Genomic DNA, 20,090 nt, shown 5'->3' with positions numbered 1-20,090 from the left:
ATATCCCGCTTCCCGCTCAAAAGTCCATCAACTCAAGTTGCCAGCACCGGTATACTGTGTCGATCTCAGTTCCAGGGTATAGGCAGTGACCTCCAAATCCGCAGCAAATTCTCTACCGCAACTTATAAAGTCTTCGATGCAGCGCCACCCGGCTCTGGGACAGCTATGGGTTGGATTTTCTGGTGGCTTGGATTCCACTGTCTTGCTGCATCTTCTCAACCAGAATGGTATCCCCGTTAAGGCAGTGCATGTGCACCACGGCCTAAGTAGTAATGCAGAGCGCTGGCTTGGCCACTGCGAAGCTGTTGCCCGTGAGCTGCAAGTGCCCTTTGTTGCGGTGCGTGTGCAAGTCGATAGAAGCGGTGGTGGGATAGAGCAGGGGGCGCGTAAGGCTCGCTACAAGGCTTTTGATTCGGTGATGTCCTCCGGTGATCAAATTTTGCTCGGTCACCATGGGGATGATCAGGCAGAAACCTTTCTATATAGGCTAATGCGGGGAGCGGGCGTCCTTGGGCTTTCGGGTATGGCGGAGAGTCGGCCGTTGGGTGAGGGTAAATCCTTACTTCGTCCTTTGTTGTCAGTGGGGCGCCGTGAGCTGGAAGCCTGGGCCCTTGAACACGGGCTCAGCTGGATTGAGGATGAGAGTAATGCTGATGAGGCCTTTGAGCGCAACTATTTACGCCGACAGGTCATGCCTGTTTTATCCACCCGTTGGCCGGCACGGCAGAGTATTCAGCGGGCTGCAGATAATCTTAGGGAATCTGCGTTACTGCTAGAGGAGTTGGCGCTTGCTGACTTGCAGATCTGTGATATCAGGCGAGAGAGGTTAGGGGAGAGTCTCTTTTTAGCGACGTTCACGAATTTAAGTATTGCGCGGCGCAAAAATCTACTGCGTGGTTGGGTGTTGCTGCAGGGTGGTATGGCACCGGAATCCGTGGTTCTGCAAGAAGCTTTGGCGCAAATTGAGAAAGCGAGTGCGGATGCCCAAGTGGAAGTACGACTGGGTGGGTGTGTAGTGCGACGCTTTCAGCGGCGCCTCTATCTGACCCCTGTCATGGAGCCCTTTTCTACCACGGAAGAAAGCCTTCAATGGGATGGCGTGTCAGCACTACTGTTGCCCAGAGGTGGTGTACTGGAATCGGTGCAGGGTTGGCCCCAGGGGGTATATCAAGTGAAATACCGCCGGGGCGGTGAGCGCGTCCAGCCTCGCGACCGACTTCGCTCCCAGACTCTCAAGAAGGTGTTGCAGGAGAGGGCGTTGGAACCCTGGCTGCGAGACCGGATACCGCTCGTGTATCTGGATGGAGAGCTGGTGGCAGTTGCCGATTTATTCTGCTGTAAGGCGGGCTGCTCCACTTTGCCAGTAGCACCTTCGGTGAAACCGCCCAGCTGGCGGTTTTTCGATTGAGCGGAGAGGGGTTTTCTGCTACCCTGGCGCCCCGTCTCAAAGGCACCGGGAGAAGCTGGATTATCCGCCCGGGCCAGCCCTGTAAGCTCGACATTCATCGAGCGCTCAACTGACCAAGGTTTTGCATGACGCGCTATATTTTTGTAACTGGTGGCGTGGTTTCCTCGTTGGGGAAAGGTATCGCCTCCGCCTCTTTGGCCGCCATTCTCGAGGCCCGCGGCCTCAAGGTTACCATCCTCAAACTGGACCCCTACATCAACGTAGACCCGGGTACCATGAGCCCCTTCCAGCACGGTGAGGTGTATGTCACCGAGGATGGTGCCGAGACTGACCTGGACCTGGGTCACTACGAACGCTTTATCCGTACCCGGATGTCCAAGCGTAACAACTTCACCACCGGCCGTGTGTACGAGACCGTACTGCGCAAAGAGCGCCGTGGTGACTACCTGGGTGGCACCGTACAGGTGATCCCCCATATTACCGATGAGATCAAACGCCGCGTTGTAGAAGGTGGCCGCGATGTCGACGTCGCTATTGTTGAAATCGGTGGCACCGTAGGTGATATCGAATCCCAACCGTTCCTGGAATCTGTGCGTCAGCTGCGTGTGGAAATGGGCACCAACCGCGCCCTGTTGATCCACCTGAGCTATGTGCCCTTTCTTGCCACTGCTGGTGAAACCAAGACCAAGCCGACCCAGCACTCTGTTAAAGAGTTGCGTTCTATCGGCTTGCAGCCGGATATTCTGCTGTGCCGCTCCGAACGCGAGATCGATGAGGACTCCCGCCGCAAGATTGCACTGTTTACCAATGTTGAAGAGCGCGCTGTTGTACCGCTGCCCGATGCCAAGACCATCTACGGCGTACCGCGTCTTCTTCACAGTTACGGTCTTGACGATATCGTTGTGGAAAAACTGCAGCTGGAATGCCAGGCACCAGACCTTTCCGAGTGGGATGAAGTGGTCGATGGCAAGCTGAACCCGCAGCACGAAGTGAAAATTGCCATGGTTGGCAAATACATGGAGTTGCTGGATGCCTATAAGTCCCTGATCGAGTCCCTGACCCACGCGGGTATCAAGCATCGCTGCAAAGTGGATATCGACTTTATCAACGCTGAAGACGTTGAGGGTGAGAACGGCATTGACCTGATCAAGGATGCCGATGCAATCCTGGTTCCCGGTGGATTTGGTGAGCGCGGTTTAGAGGGCAAGCTTGAATCTGTTCGCTACGCTCGTGAAAACAATATTCCTTACTTGGGCATCTGCCTCGGTTTACAGTCTGTGGTTATCGAGTTCGCGCGCAATGTGCTCGGCCTCGAAGGTGCCAACAGTACTGAATTCAATACTAAAACCCCGCACCCTGTTATCGGCCTGATCACTGAGTGGATCGATAGTGAAGGCAATATCGAGAAGCGCGACGAGCAGTCCGACCTGGGTGGCACCATGCGTTTGGGTGGCCAGGAGTGTCGCTTGGCTAAAGACACCAAGGCTCGCGATATTTACGGTGCAGACGTCATTGTAGAGCGCCACCGCCACCGCTACGAAGTGAACAACAACTACGTTGACCGCCTGCAGCAAGCCGGTTTGAAAATTGGCGGCTGGTCTGCAGACGATACCCTGGTAGAAATGGTTGAATTGCCGAACCACCCCTGGTTCGTTGCTTGCCAGTTCCACCCGGAATTTACTTCAACCCCGCGCGACGGCCACCCGCTGTTCGAAAGCTTTGTGGCCGCCGCAATGAAGCAGCGCGAAAACCAGGGTTAAAAAATAATTCCACCTCAGCTCTAAGTTAGTTGAGGCGGAGATAACAGGGAATAAACTGTGAAAACAATTGAAGTTGGAAATATTCAGGTCGCCAACGATAAGCCCTTTGTGCTTTTTGGCGGTATGAATGTACTGGAATCCCGCGACCTGGCGATGCAGGTGGCTGAGCACTATGTAAAAGTCACTGAAAAACTGGGTATTCCCTATGTTTTTAAAGCGTCTTTTGACAAGGCCAATCGCTCTTCCATCAACTCCTATCGCGGACCGGGAATGGAAGAAGGCCTGAAGATTTTTCAGGAAATCAAAGACACTTTTAAGGTCCCCTTGATTACCGATGTCCACGAAGTACACCAGGCTGCTCCGGTTGCCGAAGTCGTGGATATTATCCAGCTGCCGGCCTTCCTGGCCCGCCAGACTGATCTGGTCGCCGCTATGGCAGCGACTGGTGCAGTGATCAACGTCAAAAAGCCCCAGTTTATGAGCCCTCCGCAAGTTAAAAATGTGGTGGAGAAATTTGCTGAGTGCGGCAATGAAAATATTCTTTTGTGTGAGCGCGGTGCCTGCTTTGGCTACGACAACCTGGTTGTCGATATGCTGGGCTTCAGCACCATGATCAATGCCTCCGGCGGTGCGCCGCTGATTTTTGATGTCACTCACTCACTGCAAATGCGCGATCCTTCCGGTGCTGCCTCTGGTGGTCGTCGTGCACAGGTCACTGAGCTGGGCCGAGCAGGTTTGGCTATTGGTATTGCCGGCTTGTTCCTGGAAGCACACCCGAATCCAGATAAGGCATTGTGTGATGGCCCCAGTGCATTGCCACTGGAGAAGCTGGAACCATTCCTCGCACAGATGAAAGCTGTGGATGATTTAATCAAAGGCTTTACGCCTCTGGATACTGAATAAAAGTAAGAAATACATAGCGCGCGCCCTTTTTGGGCGCTTGGTACTTATTCTGTAGCTATTATTCATGGAAGCTACGATTAGAGATACTCACAAAAAACTGTGAGAAAAAGTTTCACAAGAGTAAGAACCCTTAATTGTTGCGTGCATCTATTGGAAAATTTCTTTCAGTAATTACCTTTTTAATAAGTAACAAGTTTAGTTAGTACTAATACGGAGCCCATTGTTAATGAGCAAGATTGTCGCTGTTAAAGCCTACGAAGTGCTGGATTCCCGCGGTAACCCTACCGTCGAAGCCGATGTAATCCTGGAAGACGGTTCCATTGGCTCCGCTTGCGCTCCTTCTGGCGCCTCCACTGGTTCTCGTGAAGCTCTGGAATTGCGCGATGGTGATAAGAGTCGTTACCTGGGCAAAGGCGTATTGAAAGCTGTTGAGAATATCAACACGACTATCGCCGATCTGTTGAAAGGTATGGATGCTACCGATCAACGCGCTTTGGATAAGGCGATGATCGATGCCGACGGTACTGAAAACAAAGCTAATCTGGGCGCTAATGCTATTTTGGCAGTTTCACTGGCGGCCGCTAAAGCCGCTGCAGCTTCCAAAAAAATCCCTCTGTATCAGCACATTGCTGAGGTAAACGGCACTCCGGGTGAATACTCCATGCCGGTTCCGATGATGAATATCCTCAACGGTGGTGAGCACGCCGATAACAATGTGGATATCCAGGAATTTATGGTTCAGCCCGTTAAAGCTGAATCTTTTGCCGAAGCCCTGCGCCAGGGTGCTGAGATCTTCCACTCCCTGAAAAAAGTACTGTCCAGCAACAGCCTGAACACTGCGGTTGGCGATGAAGGTGGTTTTGCTCCGAACCTGCCATCCAACGAAGCCGCTCTGAAGGTCATTGCTGAAGCGGTAGAAAAGGCCGGTTACACCTTGGGTGATGACATTACCCTGGCTCTGGACTGTGCTTCTTCCGAGTTCTACAAAGATGGCAAGTACGACTTGGCTGGCGAAGGCAAGCAGTTCGACAGCGAAGGTTTCGCCAGCTATTTGGCTGAGTTGTCCGTCAACTATCCGATCCTGTCTATCGAAGACGGTATGGACGAGAGCGATTGGGACGGCTGGAAAATTCTCACCGACAAGATAGGTGAAAAAGTACAGTTGGTAGGCGATGACTTGTTCGTAACCAACACCAAGATACTAAAAGAAGGTATCGAGAAAGGCGTGGGTAACTCTATCCTGATCAAGTTCAACCAGATCGGCTCTTTGTCCGAAACTCTGGATGCGATTAAGATGGCTAAAGATGCCGGCTACACCGCTGTAATCTCTCACCGCTCTGGTGAAACCGAAGACACCACCATTGCTGACCTGGCGGTTGCGACTGCTGCCGGCCAAATCAAAACCGGCTCCTTGTGTCGCTCCGACCGCGTAGCTAAGTACAATCGTCTGCTGCGTATTGAAGCTGAGCTGAACGGTTCCGCTCCTTACCGTGGCCGTGCTGAATTCAAATAATCAATATTTGAATCGCACATTGGTATTGCAGAGGGATTCCTCTGCAATACCTATAATACGAACAAGCGAAATATCGTAATCTCGTATGAAATGGCTGCTGGGAATTCTTATCTTTATTCTGCTTGCCACTCAGTATCGTCTCTGGGTTGGTGATGGCAGTCTTGCCGAAGTTACCCGTCTCAAACGACAGCTTGCTCAGCAACAGGAAAAAAATGCAGCTTTAGCGCGGGAAAATCGCCAGTTGTTGAGAGAAGTACGAAGCCTGAAAGTGGGCACTGATGGTGTCGAAGCCAAGGCACGCTATGATTTGGGATTGATTAAGGAAGGGGAAACCCTGTTTATCTTCCTGGACTCGGAAGAGGCTAAAAAGTGATTACAGATTATTGGGTGGTTGTGCCCGCTGCGGGTGTTGGTAAACGCATGGGAGCCGATCGCCCCAAGCAGTATTTACCATTACTGGGGCGCCCTTTATTGTCCCTAACCCTGCGGAATATTTTAAGTTGGCCGGGACTTGCTGGCGTTGTTGTGGCCCTATCAAAGGATGATGAATTTTTCCCGCACTTGAAAGAAGCCTCTCACCCATTAATGCACACTGTAATTGGTGGCGCTGAGCGAGCGGATTCTGTCCTCTCAGCCCTGGAATTTCTCGCTCAACGGGAACATGGCGACACCCCAGTGCTTGTACATGATGCCGCTCGGCCATGTGTTGCAATGGAAGACATTAGTGCATTGTTGCACAGCCAGGTTGCACAGACCGCGCTGCTGGCGCGTCAGGCCAGCGATACTGTAAAGAGAGGGTCTGAGATAAGCGGTGTCCAATGTGTTGAACAAACCCTGGATCGCAACCAGATATGGCTTGCACAGACCCCTCAGCGAGCGCCTCTTGCGCTACTTCGCTCCTGCCTCAGTCAAGCATTACAGCAAGGTGAAGCTGTTACAGATGAGGCAAGTGCGTTGGAAATTTTTGGTCACTCTCCGCAACTTGTTGAAGGTCGGAGTGACAATATCAAAGTGACCCACCCCACCGATATCGTAATGGCAGAGACCATTTTACGTCTACGCTACGCTCCCACCGAGGATTATCGATAGTGAGTTTTAGAATTGGCCAGGGCTTTGATGTGCATGCGTTTGGCCCTGGTGATCATGTTGTGCTTGGTGGAGCAAAAATTCCCCATAGCTTTGGTTTAAAAGCCCATTCCGATGGGGACGTGTTATTGCATGCACTTTGCGATGCGCTTCTTGGTGCTTTGGCTCTCGGTGATATCGGTCATCATTTCCCCGATACGGATGAGCGTTTTAGTGGCGCGGATAGTCGCGCCCTTTTGCAACATGTTATGACCCTAATTAAGGAAAGGGGATATCGCCTGGTGAATGCTGATACCACTCTCATTGCGCAGGCTCCCAAGATGGCTCCTCATATAGAAACCATGCGGGGCTATATTGCTGCGGATTGCGGTGTGGATATCGCCGATATTAGTGTGAAAGCAACGACTACGGAGAAGCTTGGCTTTACCGGGCGGAGTGAAGGAATTGCGGCCCAGGCCACTGTTTTACTTGAGCGATATGATGTCTGAAGTCTGGAATCTAAATTGGCCCCGAGCTTTGGGTGGGGCGGCAATCTCTGCTGATTTTCGTACTGTTGCGGAAGATTTTGTTGTCGATGAGATGGCCTTTCCCGAACCTACAGAGGACGGGGAGCATGTGTACCTGCATATTAAGAAGCGGGGGGCCAATACTGTCTGGGTGGCAAAACAGCTAGCCAAACTCGCCGGAGTGCGCCCTCTGGATGTCAGCTACTTTGGGTTGAAGGATCGACATGCCGTAACCACGCAGTGGTTTAGTGTTTGGCTCGGACAGAAGCCAGAGGCAGATTGGTCGCAGATCAATAGTGAAGAAGTTTCACTTCTGAGGTTTTTTCGAGGCGGCCGTAAACTACGTCGCGGGGAGCATGTAGGCAATCGGTTTAAAATTCGCCTGCGCAATGTAAGTGGTGATCGGGCGGCTGCGGAAGAGGTGCTTAAACAGGTAGGCGGCGGAGTGCCAAATTACTTCGGTGAGCAGCGTTTTGGTATCGATGGCGGCAACCTGAACCTGGCGCGTCACCTGGCGGAAGAAGAGGGACGCTGTCGTAAGAATGAAAAGGCCTTTGCCATGTCGGCTGCGCGCAGTTGGCTGTTTAATCAGGTATTGGCAGAAAGAATCACTCAAGACTGCTGGCAGCAAAGTATTGAGGGTGAGCCACAAAGTGAGCCCAGTGGTCCTTTGTGGGGGCGCGGTAGAAACCTCGCCACAGGTCCTCAAGGCGAATTGGAGCAGCAAGTACTAGAGGAGTGGCTGAGCTGGTGTAACTGGCTGGAACATTGCGGGCTCAAGCAAGAGCGAAGACCACTGGCCCTACGTCCAGAGGCCTTTCGTTTTGAGTGGCAGTCTGATGACCTCCTCTTGGAATTTGCGTTGCCGCCTGGGGCATTCGCAACAGCCTTGCTAAGGGAGGTGGCACAGCTGGTCAATGTGAACTCGGACACATAAAATTTGTGGCTGAAAGCGAGAGTTATACAGGGGATGGAATAAAAGCTTATGGACCGCTTGAGACACGAAGGCTTGGGAATGACCTCCCAGCGAACTCGCAATCGCCTGATCCAACGCTTGAGGGATGAGGGCATTAGCAATGAAGAAGTCCTCGATGTGATGGCTTCGACCCCCAGGCACCTTTTTCTGGATGAAGCCCTGGCGATCCGCGCCTATGAGGATACAGCTCTGCCAATTGGCTATGGCCAGACAATATCCCAACCTTACATTGTTGCCCGCATGACAGAGTTGCTGCTGAGCAGGGCCAAATCGCTGCACAGGGTTTTAGAAGTTGGTACGGGTTCCGGCTACCAAACCGCAATTCTTTCTAGGCTGGTTGAACAACTTTTTTCTGTTGAGCGTGTCGAACCCTTGCTCGATAAGGCCCGCCAGCGTCTTAACGAGTTGGGATATCAGAATATTGAATACAATCTCAGTAGTGGTGGTTTTGGCTGGCCGGAAAAAGGGCCTTATGATGCAATCCTGGCAGCAGCGGCTCCCTCAACGGTTCCCGATGAACTCAAGCAACAGTTGGGACCAAATGGCGTGCTGGTTATTCCTGTGGGTTCGGAGCAACAGCACCTGATGATGATCTCTCGTCGCCAGGATACCGATCAGTTCGATGTGGAAAAGCTAGAAGCAGTGCGGTTTGTGCCGCTGCTTAGTGGTGTGGTTCGATGAAATTTAGAGAGCTCTTTAAGAGCCGGTACCCGGGTGTAGTGCTGCGTGGTATGGGAATGGGTGCTGCAGATGTTGTTCCGGGGGTTTCCGGGGGGACCATTGCTTTTATTACAGGGATCTACCAGGAGTTACTCGACTCTTTGAGCCGGATAGGACCTCACTGTATTACGATAATGCGGGAGGAAGGGCTATCAGCGGCGTGGAAGCACATCAATGGCAGCTTCCTGTTATCCCTGTTTCTAGGGGTGTTGATCAGTATCTTCAGCCTGGCGAGGATTATTAGTGGCCTTTTGGAGCAATATCCTATTCTCGTCTGGTCTTTCTTTTTCGGCCTAGTGCTGGCTTCTACTTTGCCTATTCTCCGCAATATCCCCAGGTGGTCTCTTTCGACAGCGATCTTTCTCCTTCTAGGCATCGCGCTGGCAGTTGTTGTCAGTGAGCTTCGTCCTGGGGATATCCCAGCCACGCCACTAACTTTATTTTTATCTGGAGCATTGGCAATTTGTGCCATGGCTTTGCCTGGAATTTCAGGTGCCTTTATCCTGCTTATGATTGGGATTTATCCCAAGGTGCTCACTGCAGTACATGAGCTGCAATTGTCGAATTTATTGTACTTTGCGGTTGGGGCCGCTCTGGGGTTAATGCTTTTTAGCCGATTACTTTCCTGGTTGATGCACAAATATGTCGCTCGCACATTGGCTTTTCTTGCAGGGATCTTATTAGGTAGCCTGAAAATAATTTGGCCCTGGAAGCTACCAATCAATGGCGCCGAAACTGTTTCTAGTAAGCTTGCGCCATTACTCACCAATACATCCCCGTCGAACTTTATGGCCCAGACAGGTGAGAATGCGAATCTGGGGCCTGCGATTATTGCCGCTTTGGTTGCTGCAGTACTGGTTCTCGCGGTGGACTATTTCGGAGGAGGGCATCGAGGTAAATCCTACGCCACACCGCAATAAGATCTGGAATATCTCGGTATGGCAGCTTTTTATGAAGCTTTTCCAATGATTTTTAGAGCTTTTCTTTAGACACTTTTTCCATAAATGCCGTGGTCTGATGTAAAAAGAGAATAATGGAATGTCATCTTTTACGACAAGTTGAGGCCCATTTTTGGCGGAACAATAAGCCTAATATTGGTCATTTTTTGACTTTGATGTTAAAAATATTAGGCATCGGTGTTGTGGCTATGGCCCTGGTTTCCTGTGCTGGCCACAGAGCACCTAGTAGTTCCCTAAATCAGCCTCCAAGTATCCGTCTCAACCATCATACTGTGAGCCGCGGGGATACCCTGTATTCTATTGCCTGGCGTTACGGTCAGGATTTCCGCAAGCTGGCGGCTATCAATGGCATTAAGCCTCCCTATAATATTTATCCCGGCCAACGCTTACAGTTGAATGGTAAAGTGCCGCGTCAAGTCGCCTCAAGCTCGCCTGTAGCCAGAAAAAAAACTGTGGCTAAGCCTGTGTCCACAAAAAAAGCTATTCCCGACAAGAATAAAAAATCTTTAACGAGAAGCTCTACGCGCCAGAAGCCTCAAAGTAAGCGAACAGGGACGATTCACTGGCGTTGGCCTGTCCGTGGACAAGTCATCAGCAAGTTCCGCTCTGGAGACCCCTTGCGGAAGGGTGTTGATATCGCCGGTGAAAAGGGAGAATCTGTATCGGCAGCAGCTGATGGCACTGTTATCTACGCTGGCAGTGCATTAAGAGGGTATGGAAAACTGCTGATCGTTAAGCACAGCGATGTTTACTTGAGTGCTTATGCCCACAATCACCGACTGTTGGTGAAAGAGGGTAGTAAGGTCAAAGCTGGACAACGGATAGCGGAACTGGGTTCGAGTGGTACCAACCGCGACATGCTCCACTTTGAAATACGAAAAAACGGTCAGCCAGTGGACCCTCTCGCGTATCTGCCTTAAGTCGGGAGAGTGCTCTAAAGCTCTGCAAATAAAAATGGACTTTTAACTAATACCACTTGGGGTGGTCACAGCAATCGTGGCGACCAAATGGTCAAGCCGATTCTGTGGCTGTCGCACATGTGTACTTGATTGGTCGTTTTTTAGACCGATTCTGGTCTCATGCTATGCGGTTGATATTGGCAAAGTACAAGGAGCAGGGGAAATGGAAGCACAACGGCAAGACCAGTCCATGACTGGCCAGGCAGAAGACTTTCCTCCTGAGTTGGCGGTAGAGAATGATGAGCAGAAACTAAATTCCGAAAAAGGTAAAAGTAGTGGCCGTACGCGGAGAAATGCGGCAAAAAATAACTCCGTTTCCTCCCCCACAGAGAAGAGTCGGGTTAGCAGGTTGGATGGCGATGGCCATTTACAGAAGAACCTGGATGCCACCCAGCTCTATCTCAATGAAATAGGCTTTTCCCCCCTACTGACCGCTGAAGAAGAGGTTTATTACGCACGCAAGGCCTTGCGTGGTGATGCTGCATCAAGAAAGCGTATGATCGAGAGTAACCTACGCCTTGTTGTAAAAATCGCCCGTCGCTACGTTAGTCGTGGCCTCGCATTGTTAGACCTAATCGAAGAGGGCAACTTGGGGTTAATTCGTGCTGTTGAGAAGTTTGATCCGGAGCGAGGTTTCCGCTTTTCTACTTATGCTACTTGGTGGATACGTCAGACAATAGAACGAGCCATTATGAATCAGACTCGCACTATTCGCCTGCCAATCCATGTAGTAAAAGAGTTAAATGTGTATCTTCGAGCATCTCGTGAGCTTGCACAGAAGCTGGATCACGAGCCATCTGCAGAAGAGATTGCTAACTTGTTAGAGAAGCCTGTAGAGGACGTCGAACGGATGCTGGGGCTCAATGAGAGAGTCACCTCCGTAGATACCCCTATAGGCCCTTCTTCCGAGAAGACGTTGGTTGATACTATACCCGACCAGCAGGAGTCTGATCCGGCAGAACTCCTTCAGGATAGCGACCTTTTCGATAGCATTAATCGCTGGCTTGGTGAGCTTCCCGACAAGCAGTGTGAAGTTGTTTCCAGGCGCTTCGGATTACGTGGATTTGAGGCGAGCACCCTAGAAGAAGTTGGGCGTGAGATTGGTCTCACTCGTGAACGGGTTCGCCAAATCCAAGTTGATGCACTGAAACGTTTAAGGGAAGTGATGGAAAAGCAGGGACTTGACGGGCAATCCCTGTTTGGAAATCTCTAATTTTGGCCCCTAAATAGGGAGGCCCCATGAAAGGTGTGTTTCGTGGGGCTTCCTCAAACTAACTGTGATAGCGATGTAATACGTCACAGTTTCCGTTTTTCTAATCCAAGAGCGCTTATTTTCTCACCCAGCGACCAAGGTTGTCCTGGTAGTACTCCCCACGGGATAGGCGGGCCTCTAGTTTCTCGGCAGCACGTGCCGCAACTTGGGCAATATCGACATTGTGGCTTTTGGCTATCTCGGTATAGGCCTGCTTACGTTCCGCATTTATTTTTTTTACCAGCTTCTCCAGTTCAGGCGAACTGGCGTCCACAATAGCGATATAGCCACTGTTTGCTTCTCCCACTAACCCTTGCTTTTTGGCCTCTTCTAAGGAAATCGCCATTGCGGGTAACGCCATTATCAAGCCCAGAACTAATAGAGCTTTCTTTACCATACTCATATTCTATCTCCTCAGAAAATGCCTTCCTTGTCGTCAAACAGGTTTTCAAGATCCTTGTCCACTTTGACCCGGATTTCATGTTCAATCTTAACATTCAGGTTTACAGTAATTGGCTCGCTGGGGGCCTTCACTGCTACAGTAGGTGTGCAACCTATAGCAATCAAAGTGTACAGTACTCCTAAAAGAATCAGCCGGCTGGCCCTCATCTGATACTCCTTATGGTGCCACTTAGGCGCCTTTTATTTGTTGCATCTTCAGCAGTTACGTCAAAAATCAGGCCAGGTTCGCCAACTGCGTCGGGAGTGACCACATTTGGCAATTGTAATGGCTCTACCTTAACCCGCTCTGAATTAGTCGACCTTATGCACTAGTGGGGAGAGCCTACTGTACTAGCAACCTATTGGTCCAGTTGCTTTTCTAACGCAGTTGTCAGGTCACGGCTGGCCTGTAACGAGCGCAACATTGCAGGAATATTATTCTCAAGGTTGAGGTTAATAATCAGGTCTCTTTCTGAATCCATCGATTCACTACGGCCGACAAGTTTTAAGTTGAGTAATAGGTCTCCACTGGGAGGATATTGCAAATTGCCTTCCAGGGTGCGGAAGTCATAGTCTTCAAGGGCATTTGAGATCAGTTTCAGTTGGGGATTGCCCTTGAGCATCTGCTGAGAAAATGCACCATAATATCTTAGCTCTCCGCCAGGCTCGACTGCTTCTAAATGACCATTTTTAACGGTAATCCCTTGGGGGCCTGTGGTAATAGGTATGGTTAAGTTTAGACGTCCTTTGGCCTTGAAACTTTCCGATTCGGTTTCTTGAGCTAGCTTTTCAAGAGATACATGCTCTGCGTACAAGGTACTGTTGCGCTCTATATTATCCAGATTCCAATACAAAGCTTCGGAAGACAGTTTTCCATCAAGAAACTCTGCAGAAAAATCGTTTAGGATAAGATCTTGTGTTTTATTTACAGACAGAGAAAAGGACAAATTATTTAGAGGTAATCCTGCGTTGATGGATTCTATAGTCAGAGGTTGTGGTTTAGATGTAAACCATTTTCCTCTATGAGTTTCCACCAGAACATTCCCATTAACTCCTGCAGCGAAGCTACTATCGTAGATCGCAGCGATATTAGTTAAACTTATGTCGATAGTATCAGTTGATTGGCGAGGCCATGATATAGCGCCATTGGCAGAAAGACCCCCAGAAACGATATCTAAAGGTAAGCCTTGGAAAACCTTACTGAGGGGTGCTGCGGAATTGAACTCAACATATGGCAGTGAAAATTGAAAAGCGCCAACTGCTAACTCGATATCATGATGCAAACTTGATGTGAGTTGTAAATTACCGGCCTTAACTTGGCTTTGTCCCTCAAGCTTACTCCCGTCCAGGGAGAGAGAGCCAGTAAGAGAAGTCTCAAGGGTATAATTTTCAGGGGTAACGACCTTAAGTCTGTTACTACTAAAGTCACTGCTGAACTGTGTGCTATCTCTTGAAGATATTACTTTTATATTATTCAGATCTAGTGTTCCAGATAAAGTCGCATGCTCACTGGAGAGATTGCTAAAATGGTTGCTTGATTTTTCAATAATGCAACTTTTGATACCTGATAAAATTTCACAGTTGACTTTAGGTGCTATAAGTTCCGCTTCCCTAATCTTGAATTCTTTAGCTTTCAGCTCTCCAAGTGAGGCTTTAACTTGTTCCAATTTTAAATTCTGAATGTTGCCATCTTCCTGGAAGTGAATGGTAGATGAAATATCCACTTTTCTGAGAACAACACCCGCGGGCATATCAATTATTACAGGAGATTTGGCCTCGAACTTAAACCTGCACTCGGTAAAATTTTTGATGTTGCACTGAATGTGTTCAATTTTTGAAGAGGCTGAATTAGGGGTGTTTTTGGCTTTTAGCTGAGTGACAATTAATCCATCGTGAATTTGTAAGTTGAAGGAGTTGGATTCCGAGGGGCTCCCGGTAATATGAATGTTCTTCTTAACTTCGGCTTGAATATGATTATGATTTAACCCGCTGGTGAGTAAGGGAGACTCTTCTTTCAGACCGGTTATTTCTGCATCAAACAGTAAATTGCTTTTTGGTAAGATAGTTAGACGAATTTGCTCAAGCCAGTTTTTATTTATAGACGATGTTTCGGTAAAATTTAAGTGAGCCTCACTTTGAAAAATGAGATATCCTTTGGGATTGGTAATTTCGAGTGAAGGAAAGTAATTCTTAGTCAAAAGGGGCTTGATTAGTGGTTCTGCGCCAGCCAGATCGACAGAGCCCTTCAATTGGAACTTAGGGTTGGGTGTTAGATCGCTATATTCGAACCTAAGATTTGCCAAAAGATTTTTGCTGCCTGAATCTTTTAGTGTTGAAACCTCAATTGAGCCAGAACCAGTGACGGACTCTAACTGAATAGGATTTAGAGTCTTTAGTTTGAGTTCTATGGGGGACTTAGTTGACAAGTGAGCTTGTATCTTTTTATTGGAAGATTCAATGGGTAAGATCAATCCCAGGTTATCACTCTCAACTTTAAATAGAATATCCTGATAGTTTGCCTTGGATAAGATTTCGTCTGGAATGAAGGCGCGAGCATTAATCAGTATACTCCCACTGGCTCTCATTCCATCTACAGGGGTTTCGGCCAATACTTCAGAGATGTTTAGAATCGACTCAATGGAATTTAGGTTTGATGATGCACTCGCATCTAGTTTCCATTGATTTTTATGGGTTTTGGATATATCTATTTCCAGTCGAGAAGGTTCTTTAATTAAGTCAGAGCTTATTTCTGTAACTGTAGTAATGTCGCTTGAAGTCAAATTGGCTTTTAGTGAAAGTTCGTGATTTCCGGTTTTGACTGAGCTGAAAGGTGTTTGTATATGGATCTCTGTATTATGCCGGTTAATTTTCAGCGGGCCAGCCTTCAAATCACCACCAAATTCAATTTCTCTTACGAATACTGATCCGGGTATAAAGCTTATTATATTCTGAGTTAAATTACTTAAGGTGAGAGTGTTTTCTTTAGAGGGTATCTTTTCAGTTTTGTTAGGTTTGCTTGATGTAGAGTTTTTTATTTCAGAGTATGTGAGTTTGCCAATTGATAGCTCAATCTTTTGGGTATTATCCCGATCAAAAATAATATGAAAAGGATAGAGTATTTTAACCTTGTTCAGGATAAGGCTATTTTTTCGGTTGGACTGAAGGCGGACTTGTTCGATAGAAGCTTCCTTGATGCCTAATTTCAATCCGGATAATTGCTGAATAACAACTTCGCCTGCAAATAGGTTGATCATCTGAGAGACAACAATATCTTTTTTCCACCAACTACCAACTAGAAAGGTAGCTAAGAGTACTGTAGTCACAATGATAAGAATACGGGGTTTTCGCACTTTAAAACTCTTAACTTATAGAGTGGAGGTGATTTCGTATAATCGCTAAAAACTGTAGCAGTCATGTAACGGGTTAATAGCGTCTTTTGCAGATCTGTAACAAGATATCTTATCAGACTGTCAGGATAATACTTTGTGAGAATTAGATTATTGACTATAAAGATGGTTCACTTGCCCACCAAAATGAGAAATGAATATTGGGTCATAAGGTGTAAGCCACTCTGTCCTGCAGCAGTTTTAGGTGTCATTGCATCTGTTATTATTCTCCGGCTTTGGGGGTAAAAGCCAGAAAGCAACAGGCTTAGCCATGCAGTCCCATTCGAATGAAGTATTAAGGCTGTATTGGGCTTTGATAGCAATGCAGATACATCATGAGAGAGGGGTATCTTGACCTGCAACACCTGGAATCTTTTGTAGGCTCACTCAGTGATTAAGGTGCATGTTAAATAGTTTTAAGCTATCAGCAGGAGTCTTATAATTGCTTTTGTTGTGAGGGTTCTCACGTACGATAGGGGGCAGTCCGCACGTGGTTAGAGTTGCTGTTCAGGCTGAAATCTGCCACAGGAGTGGCGGGCGGGTAACTAGAAGTTTTCATTGATTAGAAGATGATCAGTTTACCCCTACTAAACCACTGCCTCTGTCAATGGACCAACAAACAGTCCAAGAACCCCATTCTTATCAAACTAAAAATATAAGATTTTTAGTCGGTGATTGGTGGAGAGAGGCTTACATAGCTAAAAAATTGACCATCCGCTAGAGGGATAAACACGGCGATGATTCTGGGTGGGTATTGAATCTGTTTAGGAAACGTTGCTTGAGCTGTGCAAAATGAGCCTAATTTGTGATTGGTAAACGGGGGATGGATCTTAAAGATATTCAAGATTAGAAGAGGTATTATCTATTTATGTTTTCTTTAGCCTGTGTTGGCATATACGAGCCCAATTTACACGGAATTAATCTTCCATGGGGGCGAATTGAATGAGGATATTTAAAAAATGCAAGACGCTCAGCCGAAGACTATTTACCTCAAAGATTATCAAGTACCAGATTATCTGGTAGATAGCACAGATCTTCATTTTGAATTGGAGCCCAAGGCGACTCTGGTAAAGTCACAGCTAAAAATCCGTAGGAACCCCAAGGCGGGTCAAGGTTTGCCGCCTTTACTTCTGGATGGCGTCGATTTAGAGCTGTTATCTATTGCAATTGATGGTTCAATTCTTCCCAAGGTCTCATATCAAGAAACCCTCCAGGGATTGTCTATATTGGTGGATAAGCCTGAATTCATATTGGAAATCCATAATAGAATTAATCCTGAAGATAATACTTCTTTAGAAGGTTTGTATCTATCAAATGGTATGTATTGCACACAATGTGAGGCAGAAGGGTTTAGAAAGATAACTTTTTACCCCGATCGTCCGGATGTGATGTCGAAATTCACCACTACTATCGTTGCGCCAAAAGATCATCCTGTATTGCTATCCAATGGTAATCAGATTGATTTTGGCGATTGTGAGGATGGTCGTCATTTTGCGACCTGGGAGGATCCTTTTGCGAAACCATCTTATCTATTTGCTTTGGTGGCAGGGGATTTGGAAAATGTAGAGGATACTTTTACTACTAGTAGCGGGCGTGAAGTAAAACTGCAAATTTTTACTGAAGCAAAAAACATCGGTAAATGCGAGCATGCCATGCGCTCCCTGAAAAAGGCTATGAGTTGGGATGAGGAAGTATATGGCAGAGAATATGATCTAGATATTTTTATGATCGTGGCGGTAGATCATTTCAATATGGGGGCCATGGAAAATAAAGGGCTAAATATCTTCAATTCAGCTTGTGTGCTGGCGAGTCCTGAGACAGCAACCGATTCTGCCTTCCAGAGAATAGAATCTATCGTTGGGCATGAGTACTTTCATAACTGGTCGGGAAATAGAGTTACATGCCGGGATTGGTTTCAGCTCAGTTTAAAAGAAGGTTTTACGGTGTTTCGTGATGCCGAATTTTCTGCTGATATGAATTCTCGGGCTGTTAAGCGTATAGAAGATGTTTCACTATTACGAACCAACCAGTTTGCTGAAGACGCGGGCCCCATGTCTCACCCAATAAGACCAGATTCTTACATAGAGATTTCCAATTTCTATACATTAACAGTATATGAAAAAGGTGCGGAAGTAGTCCGGATGTTGCACACCCTATTGGGGAAGGAGAAGTTTCGCAAAGGTAGCGATCTCTATTTTGAACGACATGATGGAAGTGCAGCAACCTGTGAAGATTTTATCCTGTCGATGGAAGATGCTAATCAGGTAAACCTCACCCAGTTTCGACATTGGTATAGCCAAGCTGGAACTCCAATCTTAGAGGTTACAGACAGCTTTGATCAAGCAACGGGCAGATATAGCCTTAAAGTTTCTCAGTCTTGCCCAGCTAGGGCGAACCAGGATAAAAGTCTACCACTTCATATCCCGATTAAAATTGGTTTGCTGGATGTGGATGGAAATAACTCTATTCTCAACAATGAAGGGGACATTGAGGAAGTTCTAGAGGTTACTCAGCCTGAGCAACTCTTTGAGTTTAGTGGATTTCGGGAAAAACCCCTGCCATCACTTCTGCGTGATTTTTCTGCGCCTGTCAAGGTTCGTTACCCCTATACCGGGAAACAGTTGATTTTCCTGATGCGTAATGATTCAGATACGTTTAACCGTTGGGATGCATCGCAGCGTCTTGCATTTATGGCCCTTACACAACTACAGCAAGACTATCGTAGTGGAGAGGCACTGCAGTTACAGCCTGAACTGATAGAGGCATACCGGGATGTGCTAAAAGATAGCACACTAGATCCCGCCTTAGTGGCAGAAATACTACGATTGCCAAGTGAGCAATCCGTTGCAGAGATGAATGATCTTATTGATGCTGAAGCGATAGTTGTAGCGCGAGACTTCGCATTAAAAACTTTGGCAACGGCATTGGCTCCTGAGCTGTTACAAAGATATACAGCGTTGGATCACCAGAAACCCTATAGTCCCAATGCAAAAGATATTGCTGAGCGAAGCTTGAAAAATACTTGCTTATCTTATCTTGCAGCTACAGAAAAAGATGATGCGTTAAATATTGTACAAAAGCAGTTTGAGACAGCTGGGAATATGACTGATAGCGCCGCAGCACTTAGTGCATTGATTAACTACGGAAGTGCTCCGAAGGTTGATTCGGCAATACAAGAATTCTATCAGCGCTGGAAAGATGATACTCAAGTTGTGGAGCTTTGGTTAGGGCTGCAAAGTAGCAGTGCCCGAAACGGGACTCTTGCCAATATCAAAAATTTAATAAAGCATCCCTCCTTTGAGATTAAAAATCCAAATAAAGTTCGAGCGGTACTCGGTGGCTTTGCTAATCGAAACTTTAAGCAGTTTCATAAGGAAGATGGTAGCGGCTTCTTCTTTATTGCTGAGCAGGTCGTTATGCTAGATAAAATTAATCCACAGATAGCAGCACGGCTTGTTGTGCCGATTACACGCTGGCAAAAATACAGTGATGATCTTTCGGGTAAAATGAGAGAGGCTCTTCAGGGTATTCTTGATTCTGGTGGGTTATCTAAGGATGTTTTTGAGGTGGTGAGTAAAAGTATAAACTAAAGCTCAGTTGTCAAGTTCGTTAAATGGGGCGATAAATTGCCCCATTTTTGACTTGAGCGTGAAGCACTCTAAATTTCTTTATAATATTGGTCTTATCCGCTCGCTGCCAAGGCTAACTAAGTTAAGTTTTTCGTTGAGTAGTTTTAGTTCGGTAATGGATGTATAGTCAGGACGGAATTGCTGAATATTAGAGTTATCTAGAACATGTGCTACTACAGAATTGATTACCATAAAATGGCAAAATACTATAGTGTCTTCTTGAACACTTAAAAGATAGTGAATGATTCCGTCACGCCACTTCTTTTGTTGTGTATTGTTGGGGTCCCAATTCTGATCTAATAAAGAACGTAGCCAAGGTAAGCGTTGCTGTAGTGTGACCCCTTTGGGTGTAGGGATTTCGCTGACTCTGTTTTCTAAAGTAACGATTTTCCTCCACTTCTCTGCTAAAGGTTGTGCAGTTTGCTGTGCGCGAAGTTTGGGACTACTAACTATATTAAGATCCGTATTTTCAGTGAAACTTTGAGCTAAAGTTGAGGCTTGTTTATGTCCCAAGGTGGTGAGAGTTGGGTCAGGTATTAGGGGACCTTTTTCGGCCTCACCATGACGGGCAAGTAGAATTTTTATCATGCTT

17 protein-coding genes are annotated in these 20,090 nt (G+C 47.3%); 13 read left to right on the top strand and 4 right to left on the bottom strand.

Features of this window, described 5'->3' with window-relative positions; all coding sequences use genetic code 11:
* Positions 1 to 85: 85 nt before the first annotated feature.
* From tilS to rpoS, 12 genes are all read left to right on the top strand, one after another.
* Entirely contained in the window at positions 86 to 1,408 is a 1,323-nt protein-coding gene (gene tilS, locus ACJJI0_RS09445; RefSeq protein ID WP_444885664.1) for a tRNA lysidine(34) synthetase TilS, read from the top strand.
* A 125-nt stretch (positions 1,409 to 1,533) separates the two neighbouring features.
* Positions 1,534 to 3,168 (top strand): CTP synthase, encoded by a 1,635-nt coding sequence (gene pyrG / locus ACJJI0_RS09440; RefSeq protein ID WP_252085084.1) that lies wholly within the window; start codon positions 1,534 to 1,536, stop codon positions 3,166 to 3,168.
* 57 nt (positions 3,169 to 3,225) lie between these two features.
* Positions 3,226 to 4,071 (top strand): 3-deoxy-8-phosphooctulonate synthase, encoded by an 846-nt coding sequence (gene kdsA, locus ACJJI0_RS09435; protein WP_444885663.1) that lies wholly within the window; start codon positions 3,226 to 3,228, stop codon positions 4,069 to 4,071.
* A gap of 226 nt (positions 4,072 to 4,297) precedes the next feature.
* The gene (gene eno / locus ACJJI0_RS09430) at positions 4,298 to 5,584 is read left to right on the top strand and encodes a phosphopyruvate hydratase (protein WP_444885662.1); all 1,287 of its coding nucleotides are present in this window, start codon (positions 4,298 to 4,300) and stop codon (positions 5,582 to 5,584) included.
* An 85-nt stretch (positions 5,585 to 5,669) separates the two neighbouring features.
* Positions 5,670 to 5,957: an FtsB family cell division protein gene (locus tag ACJJI0_RS09425; RefSeq protein ID WP_444885661.1), complete on the top strand. Its 288-nt coding sequence runs from the start codon at positions 5,670 to 5,672 to the stop codon at positions 5,955 to 5,957.
* Entirely contained in the window at positions 5,954 to 6,673 is a 720-nt protein-coding gene (ispD, locus tag ACJJI0_RS09420; RefSeq protein WP_444885660.1) for a 2-C-methyl-D-erythritol 4-phosphate cytidylyltransferase, read from the top strand. Before ACJJI0_RS09425 ends, ispD begins: the two co-directional genes overlap by 4 nt.
* Entirely contained in the window at positions 6,673 to 7,158 is a 486-nt protein-coding gene (ispF, locus tag ACJJI0_RS09415) for a 2-C-methyl-D-erythritol 2,4-cyclodiphosphate synthase (RefSeq protein WP_252085088.1), read from the top strand. Before ispD ends, ispF begins: the two co-directional genes overlap by 1 nt.
* Positions 7,151 to 8,113, top strand: a complete 963-nt coding sequence (gene truD / locus ACJJI0_RS09410; protein ID WP_444885659.1) for a tRNA pseudouridine(13) synthase TruD — start codon at positions 7,151 to 7,153, stop codon at positions 8,111 to 8,113. Before ispF ends, truD begins: the two co-directional genes overlap by 8 nt.
* A 48-nt stretch (positions 8,114 to 8,161) precedes the next feature.
* Positions 8,162 to 8,833 carry a protein-L-isoaspartate(D-aspartate) O-methyltransferase gene (locus ACJJI0_RS09405; protein WP_444885658.1) on the top strand — a complete coding sequence of 224 codons (672 nt, stop codon included), beginning with the start codon at positions 8,162 to 8,164 and terminating at the stop codon, positions 8,831 to 8,833.
* Entirely contained in the window at positions 8,830 to 9,792 is a 963-nt protein-coding gene (locus tag ACJJI0_RS09400) for a DUF368 domain-containing protein (protein WP_444885657.1), read from the top strand. Before ACJJI0_RS09405 ends, ACJJI0_RS09400 begins: the two co-directional genes overlap by 4 nt.
* A 194-nt stretch (positions 9,793 to 9,986) precedes the next feature.
* Entirely contained in the window at positions 9,987 to 10,751 is a 765-nt protein-coding gene (locus ACJJI0_RS09395; RefSeq protein WP_444885656.1) for a peptidoglycan DD-metalloendopeptidase family protein, read from the top strand.
* A 202-nt stretch (positions 10,752 to 10,953) separates the two neighbouring features.
* Positions 10,954 to 12,003 carry an RNA polymerase sigma factor RpoS gene (gene rpoS / locus ACJJI0_RS09390; protein WP_252085093.1) on the top strand — a complete coding sequence of 350 codons (1,050 nt, stop codon included), beginning with the start codon at positions 10,954 to 10,956 and terminating at the stop codon, positions 12,001 to 12,003.
* Positions 12,004 to 12,118: 115 nt separating this feature from the next.
* On the opposite strand, the gene ACJJI0_RS09385 is transcribed toward rpoS, so the two are convergent.
* The 3 genes from ACJJI0_RS09385 to ACJJI0_RS09375 all read right to left on the bottom strand — a co-directional run bounded on the left by ACJJI0_RS09385 (position 12,119) and on the right by ACJJI0_RS09375 (position 15,833).
* Positions 12,119 to 12,445 carry a YdbL family probable chaperone protein gene (locus ACJJI0_RS09385; protein ID WP_444885655.1) on the bottom strand — a complete coding sequence of 109 codons (327 nt, stop codon included), beginning with the start codon at positions 12,443 to 12,445 and terminating at the stop codon, positions 12,119 to 12,121.
* 11 nt (positions 12,446 to 12,456) lie between these two features.
* Entirely contained in the window at positions 12,457 to 12,651 is a 195-nt protein-coding gene (locus ACJJI0_RS09380) for a YnbE family lipoprotein (protein WP_252085095.1), read from the bottom strand.
* Between the two features lie 191 nt (positions 12,652 to 12,842).
* Entirely contained in the window at positions 12,843 to 15,833 is a 2,991-nt protein-coding gene (locus ACJJI0_RS09375; protein ID WP_444885654.1) for an intermembrane phospholipid transport protein YdbH family protein, read from the bottom strand.
* A 995-nt stretch (positions 15,834 to 16,828) separates the two neighbouring features.
* Here ACJJI0_RS09375 and pepN point away from each other — a divergent pair.
* Positions 16,829 to 19,459, top strand: coding sequence for an aminopeptidase N (gene pepN / locus ACJJI0_RS09370; protein WP_444885653.1), 2,631 nt, complete (start codon positions 16,829 to 16,831; stop codon positions 19,457 to 19,459).
* 78 nt (positions 19,460 to 19,537) lie between these two features.
* Here pepN and ACJJI0_RS09365 read toward each other — a convergent pair whose 3' ends face one another.
* Positions 19,538 to 20,086 carry a histidine phosphatase family protein gene (locus ACJJI0_RS09365; RefSeq protein ID WP_444885652.1) on the bottom strand — a complete coding sequence of 183 codons (549 nt, stop codon included), beginning with the start codon at positions 20,084 to 20,086 and terminating at the stop codon, positions 19,538 to 19,540.
* Positions 20,087 to 20,090 lie beyond the last annotated feature (4 nt).

Source organism: Microbulbifer mixtoriginis (SeqCode) (genome assembly GCF_052466695.1).
The sequence above is the reverse complement of the archived record's forward strand: the minus strand, read 5'-3'. Positions and strand labels throughout refer to the sequence as shown.

Bases quoted from the DNA above. Each gene is read 5' to 3' on its own strand.
- ACJJI0_RS09400 (WP_444885657.1), top strand. From the start codon at position 8,830: ATGAAATTTAGAGAGCTCTTTAAGAGCCGGTACCCGGGTGTAGTGCTG.
- ACJJI0_RS09425 (WP_444885661.1), top strand. From the start codon at position 5,670: ATGAAATGGCTGCTGGGAATTCTTATCTTTATTCTGCTTGCCACTCAG.
- truD (WP_444885659.1), top strand. From the start codon at position 7,151: ATGTCTGAAGTCTGGAATCTAAATTGGCCCCGAGCTTTGGGTGGGGCG.
- eno (WP_444885662.1), top strand. From the start codon at position 4,298: ATGAGCAAGATTGTCGCTGTTAAAGCCTACGAAGTGCTGGATTCCCGC.
- ACJJI0_RS09385 (WP_444885655.1), bottom strand. From the start codon at position 12,445: ATGAGTATGGTAAAGAAAGCTCTATTAGTTCTGGGCTTGATAATGGCG.
- ACJJI0_RS09405 (WP_444885658.1), top strand. From the start codon at position 8,162: ATGGACCGCTTGAGACACGAAGGCTTGGGAATGACCTCCCAGCGAACT.
- ACJJI0_RS09380 (WP_252085095.1), bottom strand. From the start codon at position 12,651: ATGAGGGCCAGCCGGCTGATTCTTTTAGGAGTACTGTACACTTTGATT.
- pepN (WP_444885653.1), top strand. From the start codon at position 16,829: ATGCAAGACGCTCAGCCGAAGACTATTTACCTCAAAGATTATCAAGTA.
- ACJJI0_RS09365 (WP_444885652.1), bottom strand. From the start codon at position 20,086: ATGATAAAAATTCTACTTGCCCGTCATGGTGAGGCCGAAAAAGGTCCC.
- rpoS (WP_252085093.1), top strand. From the start codon at position 10,954: ATGGAAGCACAACGGCAAGACCAGTCCATGACTGGCCAGGCAGAAGAC.
- ACJJI0_RS09395 (WP_444885656.1), top strand. From the start codon at position 9,987: ATGTTAAAAATATTAGGCATCGGTGTTGTGGCTATGGCCCTGGTTTCC.
- pyrG (WP_252085084.1), top strand. From the start codon at position 1,534: ATGACGCGCTATATTTTTGTAACTGGTGGCGTGGTTTCCTCGTTGGGG.